Source organism: Catonella morbi ATCC 51271 (assembly GCF_000160035.2).
GTDB lineage: Bacteria > Bacillota > Clostridia > Lachnospirales > Lachnospiraceae > Catonella > Catonella morbi.
The window spans coordinates 307,717-329,022 of the sequence record NZ_KI535370.1; the positions used below are offsets into that span (position 1 = coordinate 307,717).

A 21,306-nucleotide genomic window follows, 5' to 3' on the forward strand; every position below is an offset into this window, starting at 1 on the left:
TGCTTATCCATTGTTGTATGGAGGAGAGACTGATTCCCAATCTGACAGCAGCATGTCGGAGTGATTCTTTACCTTCTAATATCAGATATACTGTCTGTAATTTCTCTGAATGTGATATCTTGCTTTTAGACATAAAATGCTCCCTTCCAGGCAGTAAGAGATTTTATTTTTTCTCTTGTCTACCTAGAAGGGAGCATATCAGCCCTATCCAATATTTCACAACTCTAAGTCCCCGAACCCACCCTCGCTTCTTAGTCAATGTATGGTTTAAATTATAAACATAATTAAATTATACGCTTGTACTCCATAATGGTCATAACAATAAGGTTGGGGACTCGAACCCCGGCCTACCTTAAGCCAGCCACCTGTAATGAGCAAAGCTCAGAATTTTACATTCGCCCTAATCTGCTACCAACTAAGTATGATTTATTAATCTTCTATAAGCTCTGTGCTCCAATTAGTTGCCTGAAGGCTATTGTCAAGCAGTCTGATTTCTTTTGAAAGCTTGTCAACTTCTTTTTGAAGTTCAGTTACCTTAAGAGTTGCCACTATCTTAATTTCAGTTCCTCTTGCCCTGCCTGTTATGCTGCTTGCTTCATACACAAAATCTCTGTAAGCTGAGGCTTTTAAAATAAGTGCATCCTTTTTGGCTATGACCTCTGTTATGGTCATATTTCCTATTTTAGTCTCATTATTGGTTTTATTTATTCTTGCTGCAAGGTATTCAAACCTTTCTATACAGCTATTTAACTCTTTTATGAGTGCTTTAGGATTTTCAGCAGGTTCTTCACCTTCCTGTACCTGAGCATTATTTCTTATCCTTGCTCTTAATCTTTCTATATTATTTACCAAATCTGCTCTTTCCTGTAATGCTTCTGCAAGTTTCATATCTTACCTCCGTTTCAAATACAAAAATCATTTACAATGCATAATATACTGTTTTCGTGATAAAAATAAGGCAAAATCCAACTATTTATCAGTAATAATAAAACTCTTTTTGTACTTTCCTATCGGTACAACCATAGGTGCATTTGAAGTAGGATCTGTTACAACTTCACTGTCAAGTCCGTAGACATCCTTTATGAGTTTTTCGTTTATTACCTCCTCAGGAATCCCTTCGGCATATAAATTACCTGATTTAAGTGCAAATATATAATCTGCATACCTGACCGAGAGATTGATATCATGCAGTACCATTATTATAGTTGTCTTTTTGGTTCTGTTCAGTTCACCGAGTAAATCAAGAATTTCCACCTGATAAGCTATATCAAGAAAGGTTGTAGGTTCATCTAAAAACAAAATTTCTGTCTGCTGAGCAAGAGCAAGCGCTATCCAGACTCTTTGCCGCTGTCCGCCTGAAAGTTCATCTACCGCCCTGTCACGAAGCTCTGTTATACCCATTATTTCCATAGCCTCTTCTATTGCCTTAAAATCCTTTGTATCCATCCCCCTAAACACCTTGCGATACGGGAAGCGACCTCTGCTTATAAGGTCATATACAGTTATTCCTTCAGGAACCAAAGGTGACTGCGGCATAAGACTGATTATTTTTGCCACTTCTTTAGGGGCATACTCCGATATCGGTTTATTGTCCAAATAAATATCTCCCGACATCACCTTATTTAACCTGCAAAATGTTTTAAGAAGAGTAGATTTACCACAGCCGTTTGAACCTATAATTACAGAAATTTTCCCTTCCGGTATAATTAAATTAAGTCCTTTTATAATCGCATTTCCGTCATAGCCTGCTACCAGATTTTTAGCTTCTAATATATGTTTTCCCATTAATTCACACCTCTTCTATTCATTCGGATAAGCAAATAAAGCATATATGGTGCTCCTAATATGCCGGTAACCACACCTACAGGATAATGTACCGGAAAAGCGTGAAAGGCCACTAAATCTGCTCCTAAAGTAAGTACAGTTCCAACAAAACCTGCCGGTATAAGACAAGATTTTCCTTTACCTGCCAGGCTTGAGGCTATAGGTCCCGACAAAAATGCCACAGATGCTATAGGCCCTGTAACTGAGGTTGCAAAAGAAACAAGAATAACAGCACCAATTATCATAACCGAATAGGTAAATCCGGTATTTAAACCTAGTGCAACCGCAAAATTATCGCCTAAAGGAATAATCTCCATATGTCTTGTAAGAGATACCAATATAAGTGTTATTACTCCGACTACTATAATAAGTGCCGGTACATCTTCCATCTGTACTCCGTTAAGACTTCCACTCAGCCACTGCATAGTTGTACCTACGTCATACTCTGCTGCCTTTGCCAAAAGATATGAAGTAACAGCCCTTAACAAAGCAGAAATTCCTATACCTATAAGAATCATTCTTCCATAGGTGAAATGTCCCTTAATCACTGATAATCTATATATTACTAAGGCAGTAATTATACCAAAAATCATAGCCAATACAGAAACTATGCTTCCTCTAAATCCCATAACTAATATAAAAAATACTGCCGCAGTACTTGTTCCTGCCGATATTCCGATTACGTCGGGAGAAGCAAGCGGATTATGCAAAAGAGTCTGAAATACATATCCTGCCATACCGAATGCAAACCCTGAAAATACTGCTCCCATCATTCTGGGAAGTCTTACATTATTTACCGCATAAGATACACCATCTATTGTCTCACCAAACAAAACCTTAATAACATCTCCGATAGGATAAGACACACTGCCAAAGCAAAGTTCACAGGCAATCAGTATCAATGCAAGTACAAAAAGGAAGAATACAACCAGCCTCCATCTCAGGATTCTTTTCTTAAATCCATAGTTCAACTCTGTCATAGACTTTTTACTCTCCCTTTCCTGATTGCAAATATAAATATAGGTGCACCTAATACCGCAGTAACTATTCCTACTTCAGTTTCTCCGGGAGAACCTATAATTCTTCCAAGTATATCCGACAAGAGCAACAGTATACCTGAACCTATGAAAGAAAGCGGTAACATTTTACTCATCTCACTTCCGAAAACTAACCTGACTATATGAGGAATTATAAGCCCTATAAAGCCTATCGGACCTGCAAGTGCCGTGGCAGCGCCACATAACAATACTGAAGCAAGTGCTCCTACAGACCTGGTAAGCACCACATTAGTACCTAATGCTGTAGCGGCCTCATCACCTAAAGCAAGATTATTTAAATATCCTGAAATTAACATAGAAATTATAAAGCCTAATATCATAAACGGACTTATAAGAGCTATATTCTCCCAAGTAGCACTTCCTATACTTCCCACCTGCCAGAATCTGAAAGCTTCCATTACCCTATTATTGGGAAGCATAATTGTGCTTACCAAAGATCCCAGTACTATACTTACTGCCGAGCCTGAAAGTGCTAATTTAAGAGGTGTAGCCCCATCTTTTCCCATACTTGCAACGCTGTATACAAATACTGCCGTAAGTCCTGCTCCTATTATAGCCAGCCATATGTACTGGTAAGCTGCTGTAATATTAAAAAAAGCAATACCGGCAACCACAAACAGCGATGCGCCGGTATTTACCCCAAGTATACTCGGATCTGCGATAGGGTTTCTTGTTATACTCTGCATCAGTGCTCCCGATATGCCAAGAGCTCCCCCCGCCAGTATTCCAAATACAGTTCTCGGAATTCTTTGTAATATTATTGTCGCTTCAATGCTATCCAAATCATTTCCAAATATTACTTCCATAACCTTTGAAAATGCTATTCTCTTCACTCCCAATGAAACAGAAAACATTGCTATAACAGAAAGCAGGGCTAAGCATAGGATTATAACAAGTACAAACTTTTTCTTTCCCATATTTACCCTGCCCTTTAATTCATATTTACTTAACTACTGCATTAATAGCATCAAGATAATTTACTAACTCTGCCTTTATAGAAAGTACGGAAGGATTGCAGGCTGCTGCAAGATTACCGTTGTTGTCAAGCACCACTACTCTGCCTTCCTTAACAGCAGGCACTTTGGAAAAAATAGCATCTTTCTTTAGGGCTGCTATTGTCTTGTCATCCCCGTATGTAATAATAATATCGGTATCGCTTAAACTTTCAACTGCGAGTTCTGCTGAAATCTGCACATAAAAAGCATTCTTATCCTGTGCTTGTGCTTCTATTTTTTCAGGGAAGGTAAAGCCCAAATCCGTAAGATAAGCACCGCGAGGATCTGCCGTCCTATATACGGAAAAATTGCTAAGATCAGCTGCATTTATATAACACAGGGCAACGCTTTTTCCCGACAGATTAGGATATTTGGCTAAAGTTTCCTTTATAAAATTATCCGTATCAGCTACAAGCTTCTCTCCTTCAGTCTTCATTCCAAGAGCTTCAGCCGCCTCTACAGTCTGCTCTCTCCAAGTGGTTTTCCAAGCTGTCTCCTTAAAAGGAAGAGTCGGAGCTATCTCTGAAAGACGTTTATAAGCTTTCTCATCCATTCCGGAATAAGGTGCAACAATAATATCAGGCTTTGTTCCGGCTATGGCCTCATAATCATATCCCTCAAGATCATTAAATACATTTGGATTCTCGGTTCCAAGTTCTTTAAATTTAGCTTCCGTCCAAGGGAGAAGTCCCTTATCTGTCACAGGTCCCCAGTTTGCTCTGGCAGTCCCCACCGGAACTATGCCAAGTGCTAAAACCGCATCTGCATTATTCCAATCTAATGTGACCACCTTTTCAGGTTTGGCATTGATAATTGTCTCCCCATAGGCATGCTTCATTGTAATAGGGAAAGTTGCTGTTTGGGCAGTACCGATTGAAGACCCCTGCGATACATTACTGCCTGCTGATGAAGCGGAAGATGTTGCTTTATCTGATGATGCACTCTTAGATGTACTTGTTACACTTCCACTCTTTAGAGAACCGGAATTTTCTACCTTTCCTGTCTTTGTACCACAACCTGTAACTACTGCTACTGCAAGCAGTGTTGAAACTACCGCACTAAATAAGTGTTTAACTCTCATAATTATCCTTTCAAGTTTATATTATATTTTGCTGACTGCAGACTAAATATAACAGATATCGCAAATAATTATCAATATCATTAATCAACAAACTTTTACTTATAACATTTTATCTTTAGTGCATTTTAATTATGTTTAATTTCCACTAATTATACATATTAGACATACTAAAGAATACATTGTTCGTAATCAGGTATATTTATATACTATAATTTTTTATATCTAATCCATATATTTTTAATTATTCTTTTACTTAACAAATCAACAAAAGAGTGTTATACTAGGTAATATTACCTGAATATTTAACATATTTATAGATTTTTTTAAGAAAGGGATGCCTATATGTATATTGCAAGACAGCCCATATTTGACAAAACTAAGGATGTATATGGCTATGAACTGCTTTTTAGACATAGCAATACTTCCGCAACCTATACCGGGACAAGTGCAGAAAGCTCAACAGCAGTTGTACTTGGCGGACTTTTTGAGTTAGGTGTGGACAAAATAGTCGGAAATAAAAAAGCTTTTGTAAATTTCAATTATAATTCTTTGTTGTCCAATTCCATAGAACTTGTGGATCCTTCTACACTTATTATAGAAGTATTGGAAGATGTTGAAGTGGATAATCGTCTGATGCGCCGCCTCGAAAGCTTACGCAAAGAAGGATATCGTATTGCGCTTGATGATTTTGTCCATAGTGTCAAGGATTATAAAATGGTGCCTGTAGCTGATATTATCAAGTTTGATCTTATTGCTACTCCGTTAAAAACCATACAAGATGAGGTAATCGAAGCATTAAACCGCAGAAAAATACTTCTTGCTGAAAAGGTAGAAACCGAAGAAGAGTTTCTGGAAGCACGTAAAATGGGCTTTCATTTATTCCAGGGATATTTTTTCAGCAAACCTGTAATTGTTGCGGGACTAAAGGGTAAAAAGCCTGATATAACCATATATAGAAGGTTGCTAAATGAGCTCCATGCTGAAGATCCATCCTTCCACATACTTTCTGAAATTCTTGAAACAGATGTTTCGGTGGCCTACAGACTTGTAAATGTAGTGAGTAAGAAAGGTGGGCATGATATACAAAAAGGCCTTAAATCTGCCCTTATTAAAATGGGACTTACTGACTTTGAGCGTTGGGTGCATATTATGATGTTGCAGGATCTCTCTGTAAATAAGCCTCATGAGCTAATAAGAACATCTCTTATACGTTCTAAATTTGGAGAGCTTGTTGCTTTGAACTGCGGCAGTTTGTATCAAAGAGCCTCCGAAGTATCACTTATGTGTCTTTTCAGCGTACTTGATGCCATGTTGGATCTTACTATGGATGAAGCTATGACTGATTTATCAATAAGTGATGATATTAAAAGTGCTCTAATAGAAAGAAAAGGTCCGCTAGAGCCTGTACTAAAGCTTGCTGAAGCCTACGAAAGAGGCGAGTGGGAAGAAATCGATAAATTATCAAAACAGCTAAACATTGATTGTAACCGCCTTGTTAACTGGTATATGGACTCTATTAACTGGGCAGAAAACATAATGAAGAATTCTTAAATTAACTAAGTAAAATATAAGCAGGAAAGAATTTTAATTTTCTCTCCTGCTTACTTTATTCTTTATTATATCTCACTGAGCATATTTTCAGGATCTTTCTCAGCCTTTACTTTATCATTAGCTCTAATTATAATTCCTTCTTCATCTATAAGGTATGTTGTTCTCACAACTCCCATATACTCTCTGCCTGCCATCTTCTTTTTATGCCATACATCATAAGCATTTATTGCGGCAAGCTCGGTATCGGAAAGAATAGTGAAGCCAAGTCCGTTCTTTTCTTCAAATTTTTTATGTGAAGCCACGCTGTCCTTGCTTATTCCGATAATCTCCACTCCTTTTTCCACAAAAAGCGGATACCTCTCTGAAAATCCACAAGCCTGTTTGGTACAACCCGGAGTACTGTCCTTTGGATAAAAATAAAGAATCAGCTTCTTTCCCTTATACTCTGAAAGCGAATGCATATTGCCGTTTTGATCCGGCAGGTTAAAATCAGGTGCCTTTGTTCCTACTTCTAACATAATCCCTCCTACCACATACAAATCTACATATTATCTTCAGGAAACATAACTAAATCCCTTACAAAAACCTCAATAAACTCTCTGCAGCCACCACAGCCTGTGCTGCAGCCTGTGATTTCCGATACTTCTTCAAAGGTTTTAGCCCCGGAGTTTACCGCATCTATTATCTGTCCGTAAGTTACATTTTCGCAATTACAGGCAATCTTATCTCTTTTCATATACTTTCCTTTCTTAATGACTAATTTTTTCAATAATATTTCTTCCTTAGTCTATAGCTTAATTGGGATATTTGCAAGTGGTAAACTAAAATTTATCTCAAATTATTCACGAAATATCTTGTGAAAAATCGTAATCAAGCCATAGGCTAGCAATTACGATATTTTGCAGATATTTGGCAATATCACCTTTTAAATACTTTATCGGCATTTACCCATATCATTCCCCCGTCAGATTCGAAATATTCTTCACTGAGGCAGCATATTCCATAGGCGACATATTTTCAAGCTTCCTAAATGCCTTTGAAAAATAGGAAAGTGAGCCATATGACAGAAAAATTGATATTTCAGTAAAACTCATATTTCCTTCTCTTATAATAGTCTTTGCCCTGCCTAACTTAAGCTTGTTAAAATAATCTATGGCCCCGCAGCCCTTAGCCTTATAAAATAAGTTGTGCAAATATGACTTGCTCATACCGAATTTGGAGCAGATTTCTCCTATAGAAAGCCTGTCACAGATATGAAACTCCATATATCTGATTACTTCAACAAGAAGTTTCTCCTTATCCATTCCTTTCATTCCCACAGACAGATTAAAATAATTTAAGCTTTTCTTAGAAATATTATCCTCTGTAGACAGGCTTGAAAGTTCAATTTCTTCCTCTTTATCTTTTGTATTGTTTACTTCCGTCCCCCCTACTTCGATATGATTTTGTAAATTTAATATAAGAAAATACTCTAATATACTTTGCAATATCTGTTCTTCTCCGATTTTTAAATCCGGCTTTAGTAGAACCTGCTCGACAGAAGGAATATTAAGCGGTGTTTTTAATATATTTTTAGCCTGATTAATATAAGAAGAAAGTACTACTTTTTCATCCTTATTAAGGGCATACTTTTTCCCTTCAAATAACTTTATTAATTCTGATTTACTCTTAAAGGAAGCTACCACTAAGTTAGGCGATGCCTTACCAACTGACTTCAGGGCATGGAATTCATTAGGCTTATGAAATATTATTTCTCCCTGTTTTACCGTCAGCCATTTATCTCCCGCATATACATCTACTGCACCCTTGTCTACATATAAAAATTCCCAGAAATCATGAAACTCTCCTGAAAATACAAAATCCTTCATATATTCAAAGTAATGAATGGTGATAATTGAATCAATCTCAATAACCTTTCTAAGTTTTGTTGCAACATAAGCCATATTCTACCTCCATCACAATAAATGTACCATTTCTCTGTCATTCGTCAACAAAAACTACAATATTTTTTGTATATAAGCTTTTAATTTATATATTTTCACCCATTTGTGGATTATAATACAACATTTTTGTCTATTAGTGCAACTACCTTTGTAGGTTTTGTATTATAATCATATCAACATCCCTATTAATTTAGTAGAATTTATTGATGTTTCAAATATAACAAAGGACGTGCTTACCAATGAAAATAACAAACAATAAGCTTTCACTTAATTTTGATGAAAATACTCTGAGATTTATTATATCTGCTAACGGAACAGAATGGCAGACCAAAACCGATTTTTCTCCCTTTATAAAAACAGCGGATAAAATTATATATTTTAAGGAAGCCTCGGTTATAAGCCATAAGGAAGTTATAACCGGTGTCGGAAAGGGCATACTAAGCAGATTTGAAGGCTATGAATCAGGAATTGTATTTGAAACCTTTGTATGGATTGAAAACACAACCAATGATATTTATTTTGAATGGATACCTATCGAAGAAGGTTCTACAAATGTAGACTATATATATTGGCCGGGAGAGTTTGAATTTAACAAAGATAGTTCAGACTGGTACACCTTGCTTCCTAAACAGCAAGGTTTGCTTATCCCAAATAACCGGAGCACCGAGTTTAGGCCGGACGGATTCAACGGCAGATTTGGTACAGCCAGCGCCTACCTTCCGTTCTTTTCACAGATTAAAGAAGGAGAAGGTTACATAGCTATCAGCCTTACCCCTTGGAACATGGGCTACTATGCTATGCACCCTGAAAATGGCGGGTATACCTCAGTAGGCTTCAGACTTGAAAATAGTCTTGGCAAGATGGATTACCGCAGAATAATGAGATATTCCTTCCTTACTTCCTGCGATTATAATGATATTTGCAAGCTTTACAGAAATTTTGCGATAGAAACAGGCAGACTTAAGACCTTAGAAGAAAAGGCAGTAAGAACTCCTTCTATAAATAATCTTATAGGCTGCGCCTTCGTACATAAGGGAATTAAAACCTGTGTACAGTCCGATTCAGACTTTTTTGATGCAGCTGCTCCCGATAAAAACAATCATCTCACAAGCTTTAAGAAAAGAGCTGAAGAAATGAGGGAGTTGAAAAGTCTTGGCGTGGATAAGCTCTATCTACATCTTGATGGCTGGGCAGAGCCCGGCTATGACAATAATCATCCCGACTACCTTCCTGCCTGCGCCGAAGCCGGTGGTTGGGAAGGGATGAAGGAACTTTCTGACACTATGAAAGAACTTGGCTTTATGTTCGGAATTCATGACCAGTACAGAGATTTTTATAAAAAGGCCAAAAGCTATAGTGATGATCTTGCCTGTATGAGTCCTGACGGAAGTATATACACTCACAAAAGATGGGCAGGAGGACCACAAAGCTACCTTTGTACCACACAGGCTCCTTATTACGTAAAGAGAAATTTTACTGAAATAGCAAAACATAACATCCACCTCGATTGTGCCTATCTGGATGTGTTTACCTGTAATGAAGGAGATGAATGTGCCAACCCGCATCACCGTATGACCAGATGTGATTCTTACAGATATAGAAATAAATGCTTTGATTACCTGCTTTCAAAGAATATACTTCCAAGTTCCGAAGAAGTGAATGACTGGTGTATGAAAAGCCTTGTATTTTGCCATTATACACCTTATGATTTTATGTTACATGAACCGGGAAGTCCTAAAACCGGTATACCTGTACCATTGTTCAACCTTGTCTACCATGATTGTGTAATAGAGCCTTGGATGATGGATAAGGTAAGTGAAAATGAGGACTATATGCTCTATGCCCTTATAAATGGCGGTGCCCCTTACCTTATTAGAGAGCCTGCTTATCCCGGCATAGACGGCTCATTTACCATAGATAATGACTTAAAACTTACAGATGATATAAAAAGAAGCAAGGTCGTATCAGACTTCCATGAAAAAGTTGCAAAGGCAGAGTTAATTAAACATGAGCTTCTTGATGAAACAGGCAGGAAGCAGGCTTCCACCTTTGCAAACGGATATAAGGTGATTGTGGACTTTGACACTTCCTCTTATGAGATTCTTATGTCTGATTCAGATAGTTAACTATAATTTGTCTATATCGAAATTTTACTTTCATGTAGATAAATTCAGCTAACAATTAGGTATAAATTATTTGCAGTAAATCAATCACTATGTATAAGCTTCTGAAATGTCAGCCCATAAGGGTTTGATATAAATAATAAGAAAAGGAGATTAGTTATGAAAAAAGTTACAAAAAGATTCTTTGCATTACTTGCTACAGCAACTATGAGTATAGCTGCACTGGGAGCCTGCGGAAATAATGCAGCTTCTAATACTACAAAAAGCGGAACAGGTTCTGCTGTAAACTCCGCAAGCGGAGAAAAGGTTTCACTTGCACTCGGAATCTGGGATGAAAAACAGCGTCCTATGACAGAAAAGCTTATTGAAGCTTACACAAAGGCTAATCCTAACGTATCTGTTGAAATCCAGCTCACACCTTATAAGGGTGGTGAATACTGGACTAAGCTTGAAGCAGCAGCTACAGGTGGTAAGGCTCCTGATGTATTCTGGCTAAATGTACTTCACCTTGATACTTATGCAGAGGGCGGTATACTTGCTGACCTTACAGACGCTATAGGAAAGTCAGATATCAAGGCAAGCTTCCCTGAGGCACTTGTAAACAACTATGTAAGAAACGGTGTAAACTACGCTGTACCAAAAGATTTTGATACCAATGCACTCTGGTTCAATAAGGAAATTTTTGACAAAGCTAAAGTAGCTTATCCTACCAATGATATGACTTATGATGACCTTATGGCTATGGCTGAAAATCTTAAAAAAGCCGGACTTGGTGATGGAGTATATCCATTTGCCTGCCCTGTAGACTTCCAGACCTGGTATTATCAAACAGTATATGCAAATGGCGGATATATTCTTAGCGAAGATAAAATGTCAACAGGTTATGATGATCCTAAGACACAGGGTGGAATTCAGTGCTGGATAGACTTTATTAACAAAGACCTTTCTCCTTCTTCCGCTTCTCTTGCAGAAACAAGTGCAGATGCTATGTTTGAAGCAGGACAGCTTGCAATGAATTTTGCAGGTTCTTACATGGTTCCTGAATATGCCGGCAATGAAACAATAAAAGATAAAATTGACTGTGTTGAAATCCCTACTTTTAACGGTGTTGAAGATAACTGTATCAACGGTTTAGGCTATGCCGTATATGAAGGAAGTCCAAACAAAGAAGCTGCAACTGCTTTTGCTATATGGCTTGGAAGCAAGGAAGCCATGAAGATTCAGGGTGAAGCCGGTGCTGTAATTTCAGCTAGAACAGACGCTCAGGATCTCTTTGCTAAAGCTAATTCAACATATAATCTTGCAGCCTATACCAATCACGCAGACAAAGCATATCCACTTCCTGTTTGCAAGAATGCTGCCGAACTTTATGACCTTGAGTCAAAATCTCTTAACAAGGCTTACAGTGGCGAAATGAGTCTTGCAGATGTTTGCAAACAGCTTAAAACTGAGGCGGATGCGTTACTTGCCAAAAATAAATAGAATTTTTGAGAGGTAATTATGGACAAACAACAGACTATGGTAATCAAGAAAAAGAAGGTTACTGCCAGGCAGAAAAAAGACTGGGTTGCAGGCTACGTCTTAATAGCACCTGTCACTCTGGGTTTACTGGTATTTTACATCTGGCCGTTTATACAAAATTTCTGGTTTAGCTTTAATGATGTAAATAAGTTCAATGTTACACATTTCATTGGGTTTGATAACTATAAACAACTTATGGGAGATAAGGAAGTATGGTCTACTTTCTTAAACACTCTGAAGTATGTAGTTTTTACCGTTCCTATAGGTCTGTTTTTGTCCATTTGCATTGCTGCACTGCTTAATGCGAAAATCCGTGGCACTTCTATTTACAGAACTCTGTATTTCCTTCCCTCTGTAACTATGGCCGCTGCCGTAGCTATGGTATGGAAATGGGTGTTCAATGAGAAAATGGGCATACTTAATTCTGTAATTGCAGGTCTTGGCGGTGAAAGAGTAGGATGGCTTACCAATCCTAAAACAGCACTTTTTATAGTAATGCTTGTCGGACTTTGGATGAGTGTCGGCTATAATATGATTATTCTATTAGCAGGAATGCAAGGCATACCAAAGACCTATTATGAGGCTGCTTCCATAGACGGTGCGGGAGGGTTAGCGCAATTTTTTAAAATTACCATTCCACTGCTTACACCTTCCATCTTCTTTGTTATGATAACCTCTATAATAAGTGGTTTTCAGGTGTTCGATGTGGTTTATATGATGGTACTCAAATCAAACCCAGCCTACGAATCTACCCAGACTGTAGTTATGCTCTTCTACCGACAGGCATTTGACTATGGTTACAAAGGCTATGCTGCAGCTATATCAATCCTTATCTTTATCGCCATTATGATAGTGACCATTTTCCAGCTTATAGGCCAGAAGAAATGGGTTAATTACTAGAAAGGAGGAAAATATGAAAAACAAACAGAAACTTAGAAAACTAATCATTCATCTCATCCTCCTAAGTGGTATCGGTGTTGTGATATTCCCATTTTTATGGATGGTACTTACTTCTTTTAAGGCAACCGGTGAAGCCATGCAAATACCACCTACAATCTTTCCAAAACAGTTTCTTATAGATGCTTACACACAGATTATAAGCTCTCTGCCTTTTGGACAGGTATATCTGAATACCTTTATATCAACCGTAGTCACAACTATTGCCCAGCTCATCTTCTGTGCTATGGCAGGATATGCTTTTGCAAGGATTGATTTTCCATTTAAAAATGTGATTTTTGTTGTGTTACTTTCAGTACTTATGGTTCCCGGACAGATTTTCCTTATTCCTCAGTACCTGATTGTTCAGAAAATGGACTTACTTGATTCAATACCTGCACTTTTTATTCCAAATCTTTTCAGTGCATTCGGAACTTTTCTGCTCAGACAGTTTTTTATGTCTTTGCCTAAAGAACTTGAAGAAGCCGCCCTCCTTGATGGTTGCAACCGCTTCCAGATATTCGGAAAAATAATGCTTCCTTTGGTTAAACCGGGGCTTGTTTCTCTTGCAATCTTTACTGCAAAGTTTGCCTGGAATGACTTTATGTGGCCACTTATAGTAAACACCTCCACTAAGAAAATGACACTCGGTCCTGCACTTTCAACCTTACAGGGACAGTACATCACCCAGTATCCTATGCAGATGGCAGGTGCAGTAATGGCTGTTATACCTATAATAGTATTATTTTTCATCTTCCAGAAGCAATTTATAGAGGGTGTTGCCCAATCAGGTATTAAAGGTTGATATGGCATCTTAATTATTCACTAAACTACACATAAAAGCCAATTAAAGCTTGCTGAAAAATAAACGGTACATTTTGAATCTCTTCAACCTGTACCGTTTTACTTATTTCAAATCATCTGCAAAATATTAAATCAATCCCAAAGCTTGCCCCAAACTTCGTTACATACCTTTTTGCAAAAGTCCAGTGAAAATGTGTAGTCCTGCGCTTTCATTACATTCTTCCTTGCAAGCTTTTCGGTGTAATCACTTAGTGGGTAGACACTTGAACCATAATGACCTCCGCCATTATGCATAACAGTAGCCTTTACACCGTATTTAGCAATTTTTACCTTGTTGTCAGCCCCTCTTTTAAGCTTAACTTTAGCAATACCGCCTATGTACCTGTCACCTACTCTGCCTGTAGACATTGTACTGTTTACAAAGTTGCCCAGAGAATAGTAGCATAGCATTTTATGACCTGTCTTTTTATCAATTACATATTTTATAGGCTCTATTACATGAGGATGACAGCCAAGCACAAGGTCAACTCCGTTCTCAACAAAAATTTTGCTCCAGGTCTTTTGATACTCTGAAATTCCTCTGTAATACTCAGTACCCCAGTGTGGGCAGACTATAGTAAAATCAGCTTCTTTTTCTGCTCTCTTTATATCGCTTATTACTTCCTTTTTATTGAGATAATTAACTGCATAAGGCATGTCTTTCGGAAGAGGAATTCCGTTGGTTCCATAGGTATAATTAAGGATTGCAACCTTTATTCCGTTTTTCTCATAAATGCAAAGCTTATTCTTCTGCTTCCATGAGAGATTAATTCCGACTGTCTTTATCTGAGGATATTTCTTCCAGAAATTAAGACAATTGTATATTCCCTGCTTACCTTTGTCCAGAGAGTGATTATTGCTGTGAAGAACTACATCAAAACCCGCATTTACAAGTGCATCTCCAAGCTCGTAAGGTCCGTTAAATCTAGGGTACCCTGTAACTCCGAGCTCTTTTCCGCCTAAGATAGTTTCCTGATTTACTATGGCAAGATCGGCTTCTTGTATAAGAGGCTTGATTTTCTTAAATATCGGGTTAAAATTATAACCACCCTTCCCATCTGCTGACCAGTATGCAAGTCTTAAATGCAAAAGCACATCTCCTGCCATAACCAAATCAAGTTCATTTTCTTTACTTTCTTTTTTAACTTTCTCTTTCTTAACTTCCTTTTTATTATCCGCAAATACTGTCTGTACCGGTGTTATATTTGCTGTAAATAAAATTAGTGAAAGTCCCAATGCTACAATTTTTTTAAGTTTCATAACTTCCCCCTTTTGTAATAAGCTGTCCAGGCTATTCTCAGATATATAGAACAATTTTTTTAGAAATTGACTCCTGTATCAAAGATAATTTTTTAATTGCTTAAGTTTAGTTACTGAAAATCTCTTCCCCATTTGAAAGTATCTTGAATTTTTTAGTCTTAAAATCAGCTATAAGCTCTGCTTTTTCTCCTTCAGCCTCTCTTATTATATGAAGTTTATCCTCATCTGTCGGAAGAATTTCAAATTTTCCATCAAGAGCAAAGGCTTTTGACGTATTTCTAAATTCCATAAGTTTAAGTAGATTTCTAACCACAGGTCTTTCTACTTCCTCATCCACTTCTTCTAAAGTATAATAATGTCTGTTAATATTCCTACCTACCTTAGTTTCCTCAAGAAGCTTAAGGTCATTTTTACCGGCAAGAAGTCCTACATAGTACACCTGTGGAATACCCTTAGCAAAGAACTGTACTGCCCTTGCAAGCAGGTAAGCATCATCATTATCACCGCAAGCTGAATAGTACGAGCAGTTTACCTGATAGATATCAAGGTTATTATAAGCTGCTGTATTATATATCTTTTTAACATTGGCACCAAACTTAAATATATCTTCTTTAGTCCTTTCAATTTCCTCATCAGGAAGCAAATCTTTAACGTCTACCACTCCAATTCCGTCATGTGTATCGAGAGTTGTAAACTGCTTATTAGGGCATTTTAACAACCAGTCCTTAAGATACTTTGTCTGCCCGTAGTAAAGCGAATTAAGAAGAAGCATAGGAAGTGCAAAATCATATACAAAATATCCTTTTTCAGCTATTTTAAAAGGTATTGTATAATGTTCATGTATTTCAGGAAGAATAGTAACTCCTGTAGGTGTGAGCACATCTGTAACCTCTGCAAGAAGCTCCCATACATAAGGCTCTACGAAAAAGCAGCTTGTTCCAGCCTTTTTGGTCGCATAGGCAAAGGCATCCAGTCTTATGATAGCTGCCCCTCTTTTGGCCATGCCTGTTAAATTATCCACAAGGAATCTTTTAGCAGTATCAGAAGGACAGTTAATATCTATCTGTTCTTCATCAAAGGTACACCATACCTTTTCTGTAGTTCCGTCTTCAAAATGAGCTTCTACATAAGGCGCTCTGGGTTTTCTCTTATAAATTGCATCTACTTCTGCCTCGGTAGGCTCTCCATTTTCCCAGAAATCTTTATATCTGATGAAAAGGTCTTTGTAAGGACTGTTATCCTTATTCTTTAAAAAATCTTTGTAATAAGGGCTCTGTGCGCTTATATGGTTTAACATATAGTCAAACATAAGGTAATACTTTTCTGAAAGCCTTGTAACATCCTCCCAATCTCCAAAGGTCTCATCTACTATGTCATATCTCATTGGAGCAAAACCTCTGTCCCCTGATGATGGAAAAAACGGCAAGATATGTACTCCGCCAAGAGCCTTACTGAAATGCTTATCAAGTACCTTAGAAAGGTCTTTAAGGTTATTTCCCATACAGTCAGCATAAGTAATGAGCATAATCCTGTTCTCAAGTTTTTTCATAGACGTGTCTCCTTTTATTTTTGTATGTGCCTTACTCTTTTAGTATAAGATATTTTGGGTGCCGGGGCAAGAAGAAAAAAGAAAGACCGAAATCTATTCTAACACTCCAATATCCTGATATTGAAATAAAAAAACACCTGTCCCAAATATTTGAAACAAGTGCTTTAATTATTCAATCTAATTTACACCACTCCATGTGCCATCATAGCATCGCAAACCTTCATAAAGCCTGCGATATTCGCTCCTGCTACATAGTCACCGTCCTTACCGTACTTTTTAGCTGCCACATCAAGGTTATGGAAGATATTTACCATAATTCCCTTTAACTTGGCATCTACCTCTTCAAAGCTCCAGCTAAGGCGTTCTGAGTTCTGGCTCATTTCAAGGGCTGAAGTTGCAACTCCGCCTGCGTTAGCTGCTTTTCCCGGAAGGAAAAATACTCCGTTCTTCTGCAGGTACTCGGTAGCCTCTAAGGTAGTAGGCATATTAGCACCCTCACATACTGCAAAGCAACCGTTTGCTACAAGTGTCTTGGCATCTTCAAGATCAAGTTCATTCTGGGTTGCACAAGGAAGAGCTATATCACATTTCACGCTCCATACTCCCTTACCCTCGTGATACTCTGCATTCGGTCTTGCCTTAACATACTCTGTAAGCCTTGCTCGCTTTACTTCCTTTACATCCTGAAGTACAGCCACATCTATTCCGTCCGGATCATATACCCAGCCTGTGGAATCACAAGCTGTAACAGGTTTAGCACCAAGAGCTATGGCTTTTTCTATGGCATAAATAGCCACATTTCCCGAACCTGATACTACTACTGTCTTACCTTCAAGGCTCTTTCCTTTTGACTTAAGCATCTCATCTGTGATGTATACAAGGCCATAGCCTGTAGCCTCCTTTCTTGCAAGGGAACCGCCATAACTAAGTCCCTTACCTGTAAGCACTCCCTCATAAAGTCCTGTTATACGTTTGTACTGACCATACATATAACCTATTTCTCTTGCACCGACACCGATATCACCGGCAGGTACATCCTCGTCTTTACCAATATACTTGTAAAGTTCTGTAATAAAGCTCTTGCAGAAAGCCATAACCTCTCTGTCACTCTTTCCCTTAGGATCGAAGTCAGAACCACCCTTACCGCCTCCAATCGGAAGTCCTGTGAGAGAATTCTTAAAGCACTGCTCAAAGCCCAAAAACTTGATTATACTCTGATTTACAGAAGGATGAAGTCTAAGTCCCCCCTTATATGGTCCTATTGCATTGTTAAACTGTACTCTGAATCCTCTGTTTACCTGAGCCTGTCCCTTATCATCCACCCAAGGAACTCTGAAGGTTATTATCCTGTCAGGCTCTGTCATTCTCTCTAAAATTGCATCTCTTCTATACTTTTCTTCTTCACTCTCTATTACAGGTCTGAGGGATTCAAGAACCTCTGTAACTGCCTGTATGAACTCAGGCTCATGAGAGTTTTTCTCTTTTACTTTGCTAAGTACCTCATCAACATATGACATAATATTTCTCCCTTCTAATAAGAAATTTTAATCCTTGAATAATAAGAAATTATCCTAGCCCCCAATTATTAACACCATAGGTCACAGACCTCTTATTCCCCATAGTACAATAGGATAAATAGTTTTGGTCTGTGACTATGTATTTCCGAAGATGTTTCGTGAATAATTTGGGCTAAAATCTGTTTACAGTATAAATGTATGAAGTTTTCCTGTCAACAGTTTTTAGTATCTTTGTATACAATTATACAAAATATATCATCTCGTTATATTTATTAATAGTTACGGCTTCTATCCACTTGCTAAAAATATTAAAAACTGTTTATATGTTATTTAAACCAAAAAACCCGCCTCACCATTACAGTAAGACGAGCCTTTCTAAATTTTATAATGTTAATACAAACATAATAATTCCGATTATAAGAAACAGCGGGCCAAAAACTAAAAGTGCAGAGATTACCATAGCCAGTATATCCTTAAACTCCAGCTTTTCTCTTTCCCTAAAGTCTTTTAACTCTTCCTCGGTTTCTTTCTCTTCTCCACTCAGATACCTCATTGTATCGTAGCTTCTGTCGAGCTTCTTTCCAAAAAACATTATTTTTTCTCTCCATATAAGCCAAGCTTATGGTGGCAGGCAACCCTGTGTCCGGGTGCAACTTCCTCAAATACAGGAGTTACATGCTTACAAATTTCTGTGCAGTAACGGCATCTGGTATGGAACTTACAACCCTTTGGAGGATTGATAGGACTTGGGATATCTCCCTCTATAAGTATGGTCTCCTTCTTATCCTTATCTACATCTGTAGTAGGAATTGCGGAAAGCAGTGCCTCTGTATAAGGATGACTCGGATGTGCATAAAGCTCCTCTGTATCAGCCTCCTCTACCATACTTCCAAGGTACATTACACCAACTCTGTCACTTATATACTTAATTACACTGAGATCATGTGAAATGAAAAGATATGTAAGATTACTCTTCTCCTTCAAATCAATCAAAAGGTTTATAACCTGTGACTGAATAGACACGTCAAGTGCCGAAACCGCCTCATCACATACCACAAACTTAGGACGAAGTGCAAGCGAGCGGGCAATTCCTATACGCTGGCGCTGTCCACCTGAGAACTGATGAGGATATCTGTGAATGAAATATGGTGCAAGACCACACTCTTCCATGACTTTAAGTATATACTCCTGCATCTTCTCATCATTTTCAGTAAAAATATTATGCGCAAGCAAACCTTCTCCAATAATCTGACCAACAGTCATTCTCGGATTTAGAGATGAATACGGGTCCTGGAAAATGAGCTGGAGATCTCTTCTGAGAACTCTTATCTCATGTTCTTTCAGCTTGGCAAGATTTATTCCTCCGTCTCTGTAAGCCTCATGCTTTTCAAAATCAGGATCAGAGCTAAGTTCTTTACGCTTATCCTCAAGAATCTTGCGAAGTTTCGCAAGTTCCTGTTCCTGTCCTGTCCTGCTTTCACGAAGTTTATCTATCTTATTTCTAAGACCTTCTTTCGGTTTCTTGTCATACTGTTTCTGGTATAGGTCTTCTTTTTCCTTTGAATCAAAGATAGCTGCCGCATGGGTATGCTCCTTAATGAGCAGATCCGAAACCTCAGATAAATCATCAAGCACAAAGAAACCACCTATAAGTTCCACTATATTAAGATAAGCTTCCTTGGTCTTTCTGACAGCCTCATTATATTTCTCTAAGGCTGCAAATTTGTCTTCATCGGTTGAAGCAGCCTCATTTGCCTTCTTGGCTTCTTCCTCCTCAGCTACGAGCCTTTCCCATTCTTTTTTAAGAGTCGGAATTTTCTTTAAAGTTTCAGCCACATAGCTTGGAGCAAGGTCATCAATATTTCTTCCATAGTACATTGTACGACCTGCTGTCTGCTTATAAAGCTGTAGGAGTACACGTCCAAGAGTAGACTTGCCGCAGCCAGACTCTCCAACAAGTCCATAGGTTTCACCTTCTCTTATGTCGATGGAAATCCCGTCATTAGCCTTTACATAACGCTGCTTCTCTCCAAAACCTTTTTTGATAGGGAAATACTGCTTTAAATCTTCTATATGAAGTAATACATTTTTTTCATTATTATTTTCCATTTTTTCTTGCCCCCTTTTCAGGATAGAAACACCTTACCTGATGTCCGGGCTCAACTTCTGCGAGTTCCGGCTGTTCATTCAAGCATTTCTCCGTACAATATTTACAACGTGGGGCAAACTTACATCCTTTCGGAAGATCAAGAGGATGCGGAACAGCTCCCGGTATAGCTTCAAGCCTTACACCTGAAGGGGTATCCAGCCTTGGTATAGAGTTCATAAGACCTTCTGTATAAGGATGGTTATAATCATCCTTTCCAAAAATAGTTCTTGACGGAGCCATCTCTACAACCTGACCGCAGTACATAACAGCTACATCATCCGCCATTTCATTAATTACACCAAGGTCATGAGTAATGAATAAGATAGAGGTTCCACGCTCCTTCTTAAGCTCATTCATAAGCTTAAGTATCTGAGCCTGAATAGTAACATCAAGAGCTGTAGTAGGCTCATCCGCAATTAAAAGCTTAGGCTGGCAGGCAAGAGCCATCGCTATCATAACTCTCTGCCTCATTCCACCCGAAAGCTGATGAGGATACTGCTTTGCCACTGCCTCAGGGTTAGGAATCTTAACTGCACTAAGCATTTCCACAACCTTTGCATTAGCTTCTTTTTTACTCATTCCCTGATGAATGATAAAAGGCTCTGCGACCTGTCTTTCTATAGTAAATATTGGATTCAGACTCGTCATTGGCTCCTGAAAGATAACTGAAATATCATTTCCTCTTATCTTATACATATCCTTTATGGATACTCCTGCCAAATCCTTGCCATCAAATATAATCTTACCACCGGCAATCTTACCGTTGCCGTCAAGGAGCTTAAGGATACTCATGGCGGATACACTCTTACCGCTGCCGCTCTCTCCTACTACTCCCAAAGTCTTACCTGCCTCAACATGGTAGGTAACACCGTTTACAGCCTTAACTATGCCCTTCTTGGTAGTAAAGAAGGTTTTTAAGTCCTGTAGCTCAAGTAAATACTTGTTTTCTTCCACCT

The 21,306-nt window shown here is 38.2% G+C and carries 18 protein-coding genes and 2 pseudogenes; 5 read left to right on the top strand and 15 right to left on the bottom strand.

Annotated elements, in window-relative coordinates; translation table 11 throughout:
- Positions 1–429: 429 nt before the first annotated feature.
- The 5 genes from GCWU000282_RS14125 to GCWU000282_RS14145 all read right to left on the bottom strand — a co-directional run bounded on the left by GCWU000282_RS14125 (position 430) and on the right by GCWU000282_RS14145 (position 4,958).
- Complete coding sequence (locus GCWU000282_RS14125; RefSeq protein WP_023355852.1) at positions 430–888, bottom strand: DIP1984 family protein; 459 nt, start codon at positions 886–888, stop codon at positions 430–432.
- Positions 889–969: 81 nt separating this feature from the next.
- Entirely contained in the window at positions 970–1,785 is an 816-nt protein-coding gene (locus GCWU000282_RS14130; RefSeq protein ID WP_023355853.1) for an ABC transporter ATP-binding protein, read from the bottom strand.
- Complete coding sequence (locus tag GCWU000282_RS14135) at positions 1,785–2,804, bottom strand: FecCD family ABC transporter permease (protein ID WP_023355854.1); 1,020 nt, start codon at positions 2,802–2,804, stop codon at positions 1,785–1,787. Before GCWU000282_RS14135 ends, GCWU000282_RS14130 begins: the two co-directional genes overlap by 1 nt.
- Positions 2,801–3,799 (bottom strand): FecCD family ABC transporter permease, encoded by a 999-nt coding sequence (locus GCWU000282_RS14140; protein WP_023355855.1) that lies wholly within the window; start codon positions 3,797–3,799, stop codon positions 2,801–2,803. The genes GCWU000282_RS14135 and GCWU000282_RS14140 overlap by 4 nt, the downstream gene beginning before the upstream one ends.
- Before the next feature lie 25 nt (positions 3,800–3,824).
- Complete coding sequence (locus GCWU000282_RS14145) at positions 3,825–4,958, bottom strand: iron-siderophore ABC transporter substrate-binding protein (protein ID WP_023355856.1); 1,134 nt, start codon at positions 4,956–4,958, stop codon at positions 3,825–3,827.
- Positions 4,959–5,300: 342 nt separating this feature from the next.
- Between GCWU000282_RS14145 and GCWU000282_RS14150 the strand changes: the two genes are divergently transcribed.
- Positions 5,301–6,509, top strand: coding sequence for an EAL and HDOD domain-containing protein (locus tag GCWU000282_RS14150; protein WP_023355857.1), 1,209 nt, complete (start codon positions 5,301–5,303; stop codon positions 6,507–6,509).
- Between the two features lie 65 nt (positions 6,510–6,574).
- On the opposite strand, the gene bcp is transcribed toward GCWU000282_RS14150, so the two are convergent.
- The 3 genes from bcp to GCWU000282_RS14165 form a co-directional block, all read right to left on the bottom strand.
- On the bottom strand, positions 6,575–7,027 hold the full coding sequence (gene bcp, locus GCWU000282_RS14155) for a thioredoxin-dependent thiol peroxidase (RefSeq protein ID WP_035041176.1): 453 nt from the start codon (positions 7,025–7,027) through the stop codon (positions 6,575–6,577).
- A 23-nt stretch (positions 7,028–7,050) separates the two neighbouring features.
- Complete coding sequence (locus GCWU000282_RS14160) at positions 7,051–7,278, bottom strand: (2Fe-2S)-binding protein (protein WP_023355859.1); 228 nt, start codon at positions 7,276–7,278, stop codon at positions 7,051–7,053.
- A gap of 184 nt (positions 7,279–7,462) precedes the next feature.
- Entirely contained in the window at positions 7,463–8,452 is a 990-nt protein-coding gene (locus GCWU000282_RS14165) for an AraC family transcriptional regulator (RefSeq protein ID WP_023355860.1), read from the bottom strand.
- A 239-nt stretch (positions 8,453–8,691) separates the two neighbouring features.
- Between GCWU000282_RS14165 and GCWU000282_RS14170 the strand changes: the two genes are divergently transcribed.
- The 4 genes from GCWU000282_RS14170 (at position 8,692) to GCWU000282_RS14185 (ending at position 13,837) form a co-directional block, all read left to right on the top strand.
- Positions 8,692–10,578 carry a DUF5696 domain-containing protein gene (locus tag GCWU000282_RS14170; RefSeq protein WP_023355861.1) on the top strand — a complete coding sequence of 629 codons (1,887 nt, stop codon included), beginning with the start codon at positions 8,692–8,694 and terminating at the stop codon, positions 10,576–10,578.
- 156 nt (positions 10,579–10,734) lie between these two features.
- Positions 10,735–12,057: an ABC transporter substrate-binding protein gene (locus tag GCWU000282_RS14175; protein ID WP_023355862.1), complete on the top strand. Its 1,323-nt coding sequence runs from the start codon at positions 10,735–10,737 to the stop codon at positions 12,055–12,057.
- A gap of 18 nt (positions 12,058–12,075) precedes the next feature.
- The gene (locus GCWU000282_RS14180; RefSeq protein WP_023355863.1) at positions 12,076–12,996 is read left to right on the top strand and encodes a carbohydrate ABC transporter permease; all 921 of its coding nucleotides are present in this window, start codon (positions 12,076–12,078) and stop codon (positions 12,994–12,996) included.
- A 13-nt stretch (positions 12,997–13,009) separates the two neighbouring features.
- Positions 13,010–13,837, top strand: a complete 828-nt coding sequence (locus GCWU000282_RS14185; protein ID WP_023355864.1) for a carbohydrate ABC transporter permease — start codon at positions 13,010–13,012, stop codon at positions 13,835–13,837.
- A 131-nt stretch (positions 13,838–13,968) separates the two neighbouring features.
- Here GCWU000282_RS14185 and GCWU000282_RS14190 read toward each other — a convergent pair whose 3' ends face one another.
- The 7 genes and pseudogenes from GCWU000282_RS14190 to GCWU000282_RS14215 all read right to left on the bottom strand — a co-directional run bounded on the left by GCWU000282_RS14190 (position 13,969) and on the right by GCWU000282_RS14215 (position 21,304).
- Positions 13,969–15,135 (bottom strand): CapA family protein, encoded by a 1,167-nt coding sequence (locus GCWU000282_RS14190; RefSeq protein WP_023355865.1) that lies wholly within the window; start codon positions 15,133–15,135, stop codon positions 13,969–13,971.
- Between the two features lie 106 nt (positions 15,136–15,241).
- Complete coding sequence (gtfA, locus tag GCWU000282_RS14195) at positions 15,242–16,684, bottom strand: sucrose phosphorylase (RefSeq protein WP_023355866.1); 1,443 nt, start codon at positions 16,682–16,684, stop codon at positions 15,242–15,244.
- A gap of 182 nt (positions 16,685–16,866) precedes the next feature.
- Positions 16,867–18,201, bottom strand: coding sequence for an NADP-specific glutamate dehydrogenase (gdhA, locus tag GCWU000282_RS14200; RefSeq protein WP_023355867.1), 1,335 nt, complete (start codon positions 18,199–18,201; stop codon positions 16,867–16,869).
- A 382-nt stretch (positions 18,202–18,583) separates the two neighbouring features.
- The gene (locus GCWU000282_RS14205; RefSeq protein WP_023355868.1) at positions 18,584–18,793 is read right to left on the bottom strand and encodes a hypothetical protein; all 210 of its coding nucleotides are present in this window, start codon (positions 18,791–18,793) and stop codon (positions 18,584–18,586) included.
- A pseudogene (locus GCWU000282_RS17715) lies at positions 18,793–19,563 on the bottom strand (ABC transporter ATP-binding protein); the annotation flags it as partial. The gene GCWU000282_RS14205 and the pseudogene GCWU000282_RS17715, both read right to left, overlap by 1 nt.
- A 384-nt stretch (positions 19,564–19,947) precedes the next feature.
- Positions 19,948–20,310: pseudogene (locus tag GCWU000282_RS17720) on the bottom strand (ATP-binding cassette domain-containing protein); the annotation flags it as partial.
- Positions 20,300–21,304 (bottom strand): ABC transporter ATP-binding protein, encoded by a 1,005-nt coding sequence (locus tag GCWU000282_RS14215; RefSeq protein WP_023355870.1) that lies wholly within the window; start codon positions 21,302–21,304, stop codon positions 20,300–20,302. The pseudogene GCWU000282_RS17720 and the gene GCWU000282_RS14215, both read right to left, overlap by 11 nt.
- Between the last annotated feature and the right edge of the window lie 2 nt (positions 21,305–21,306).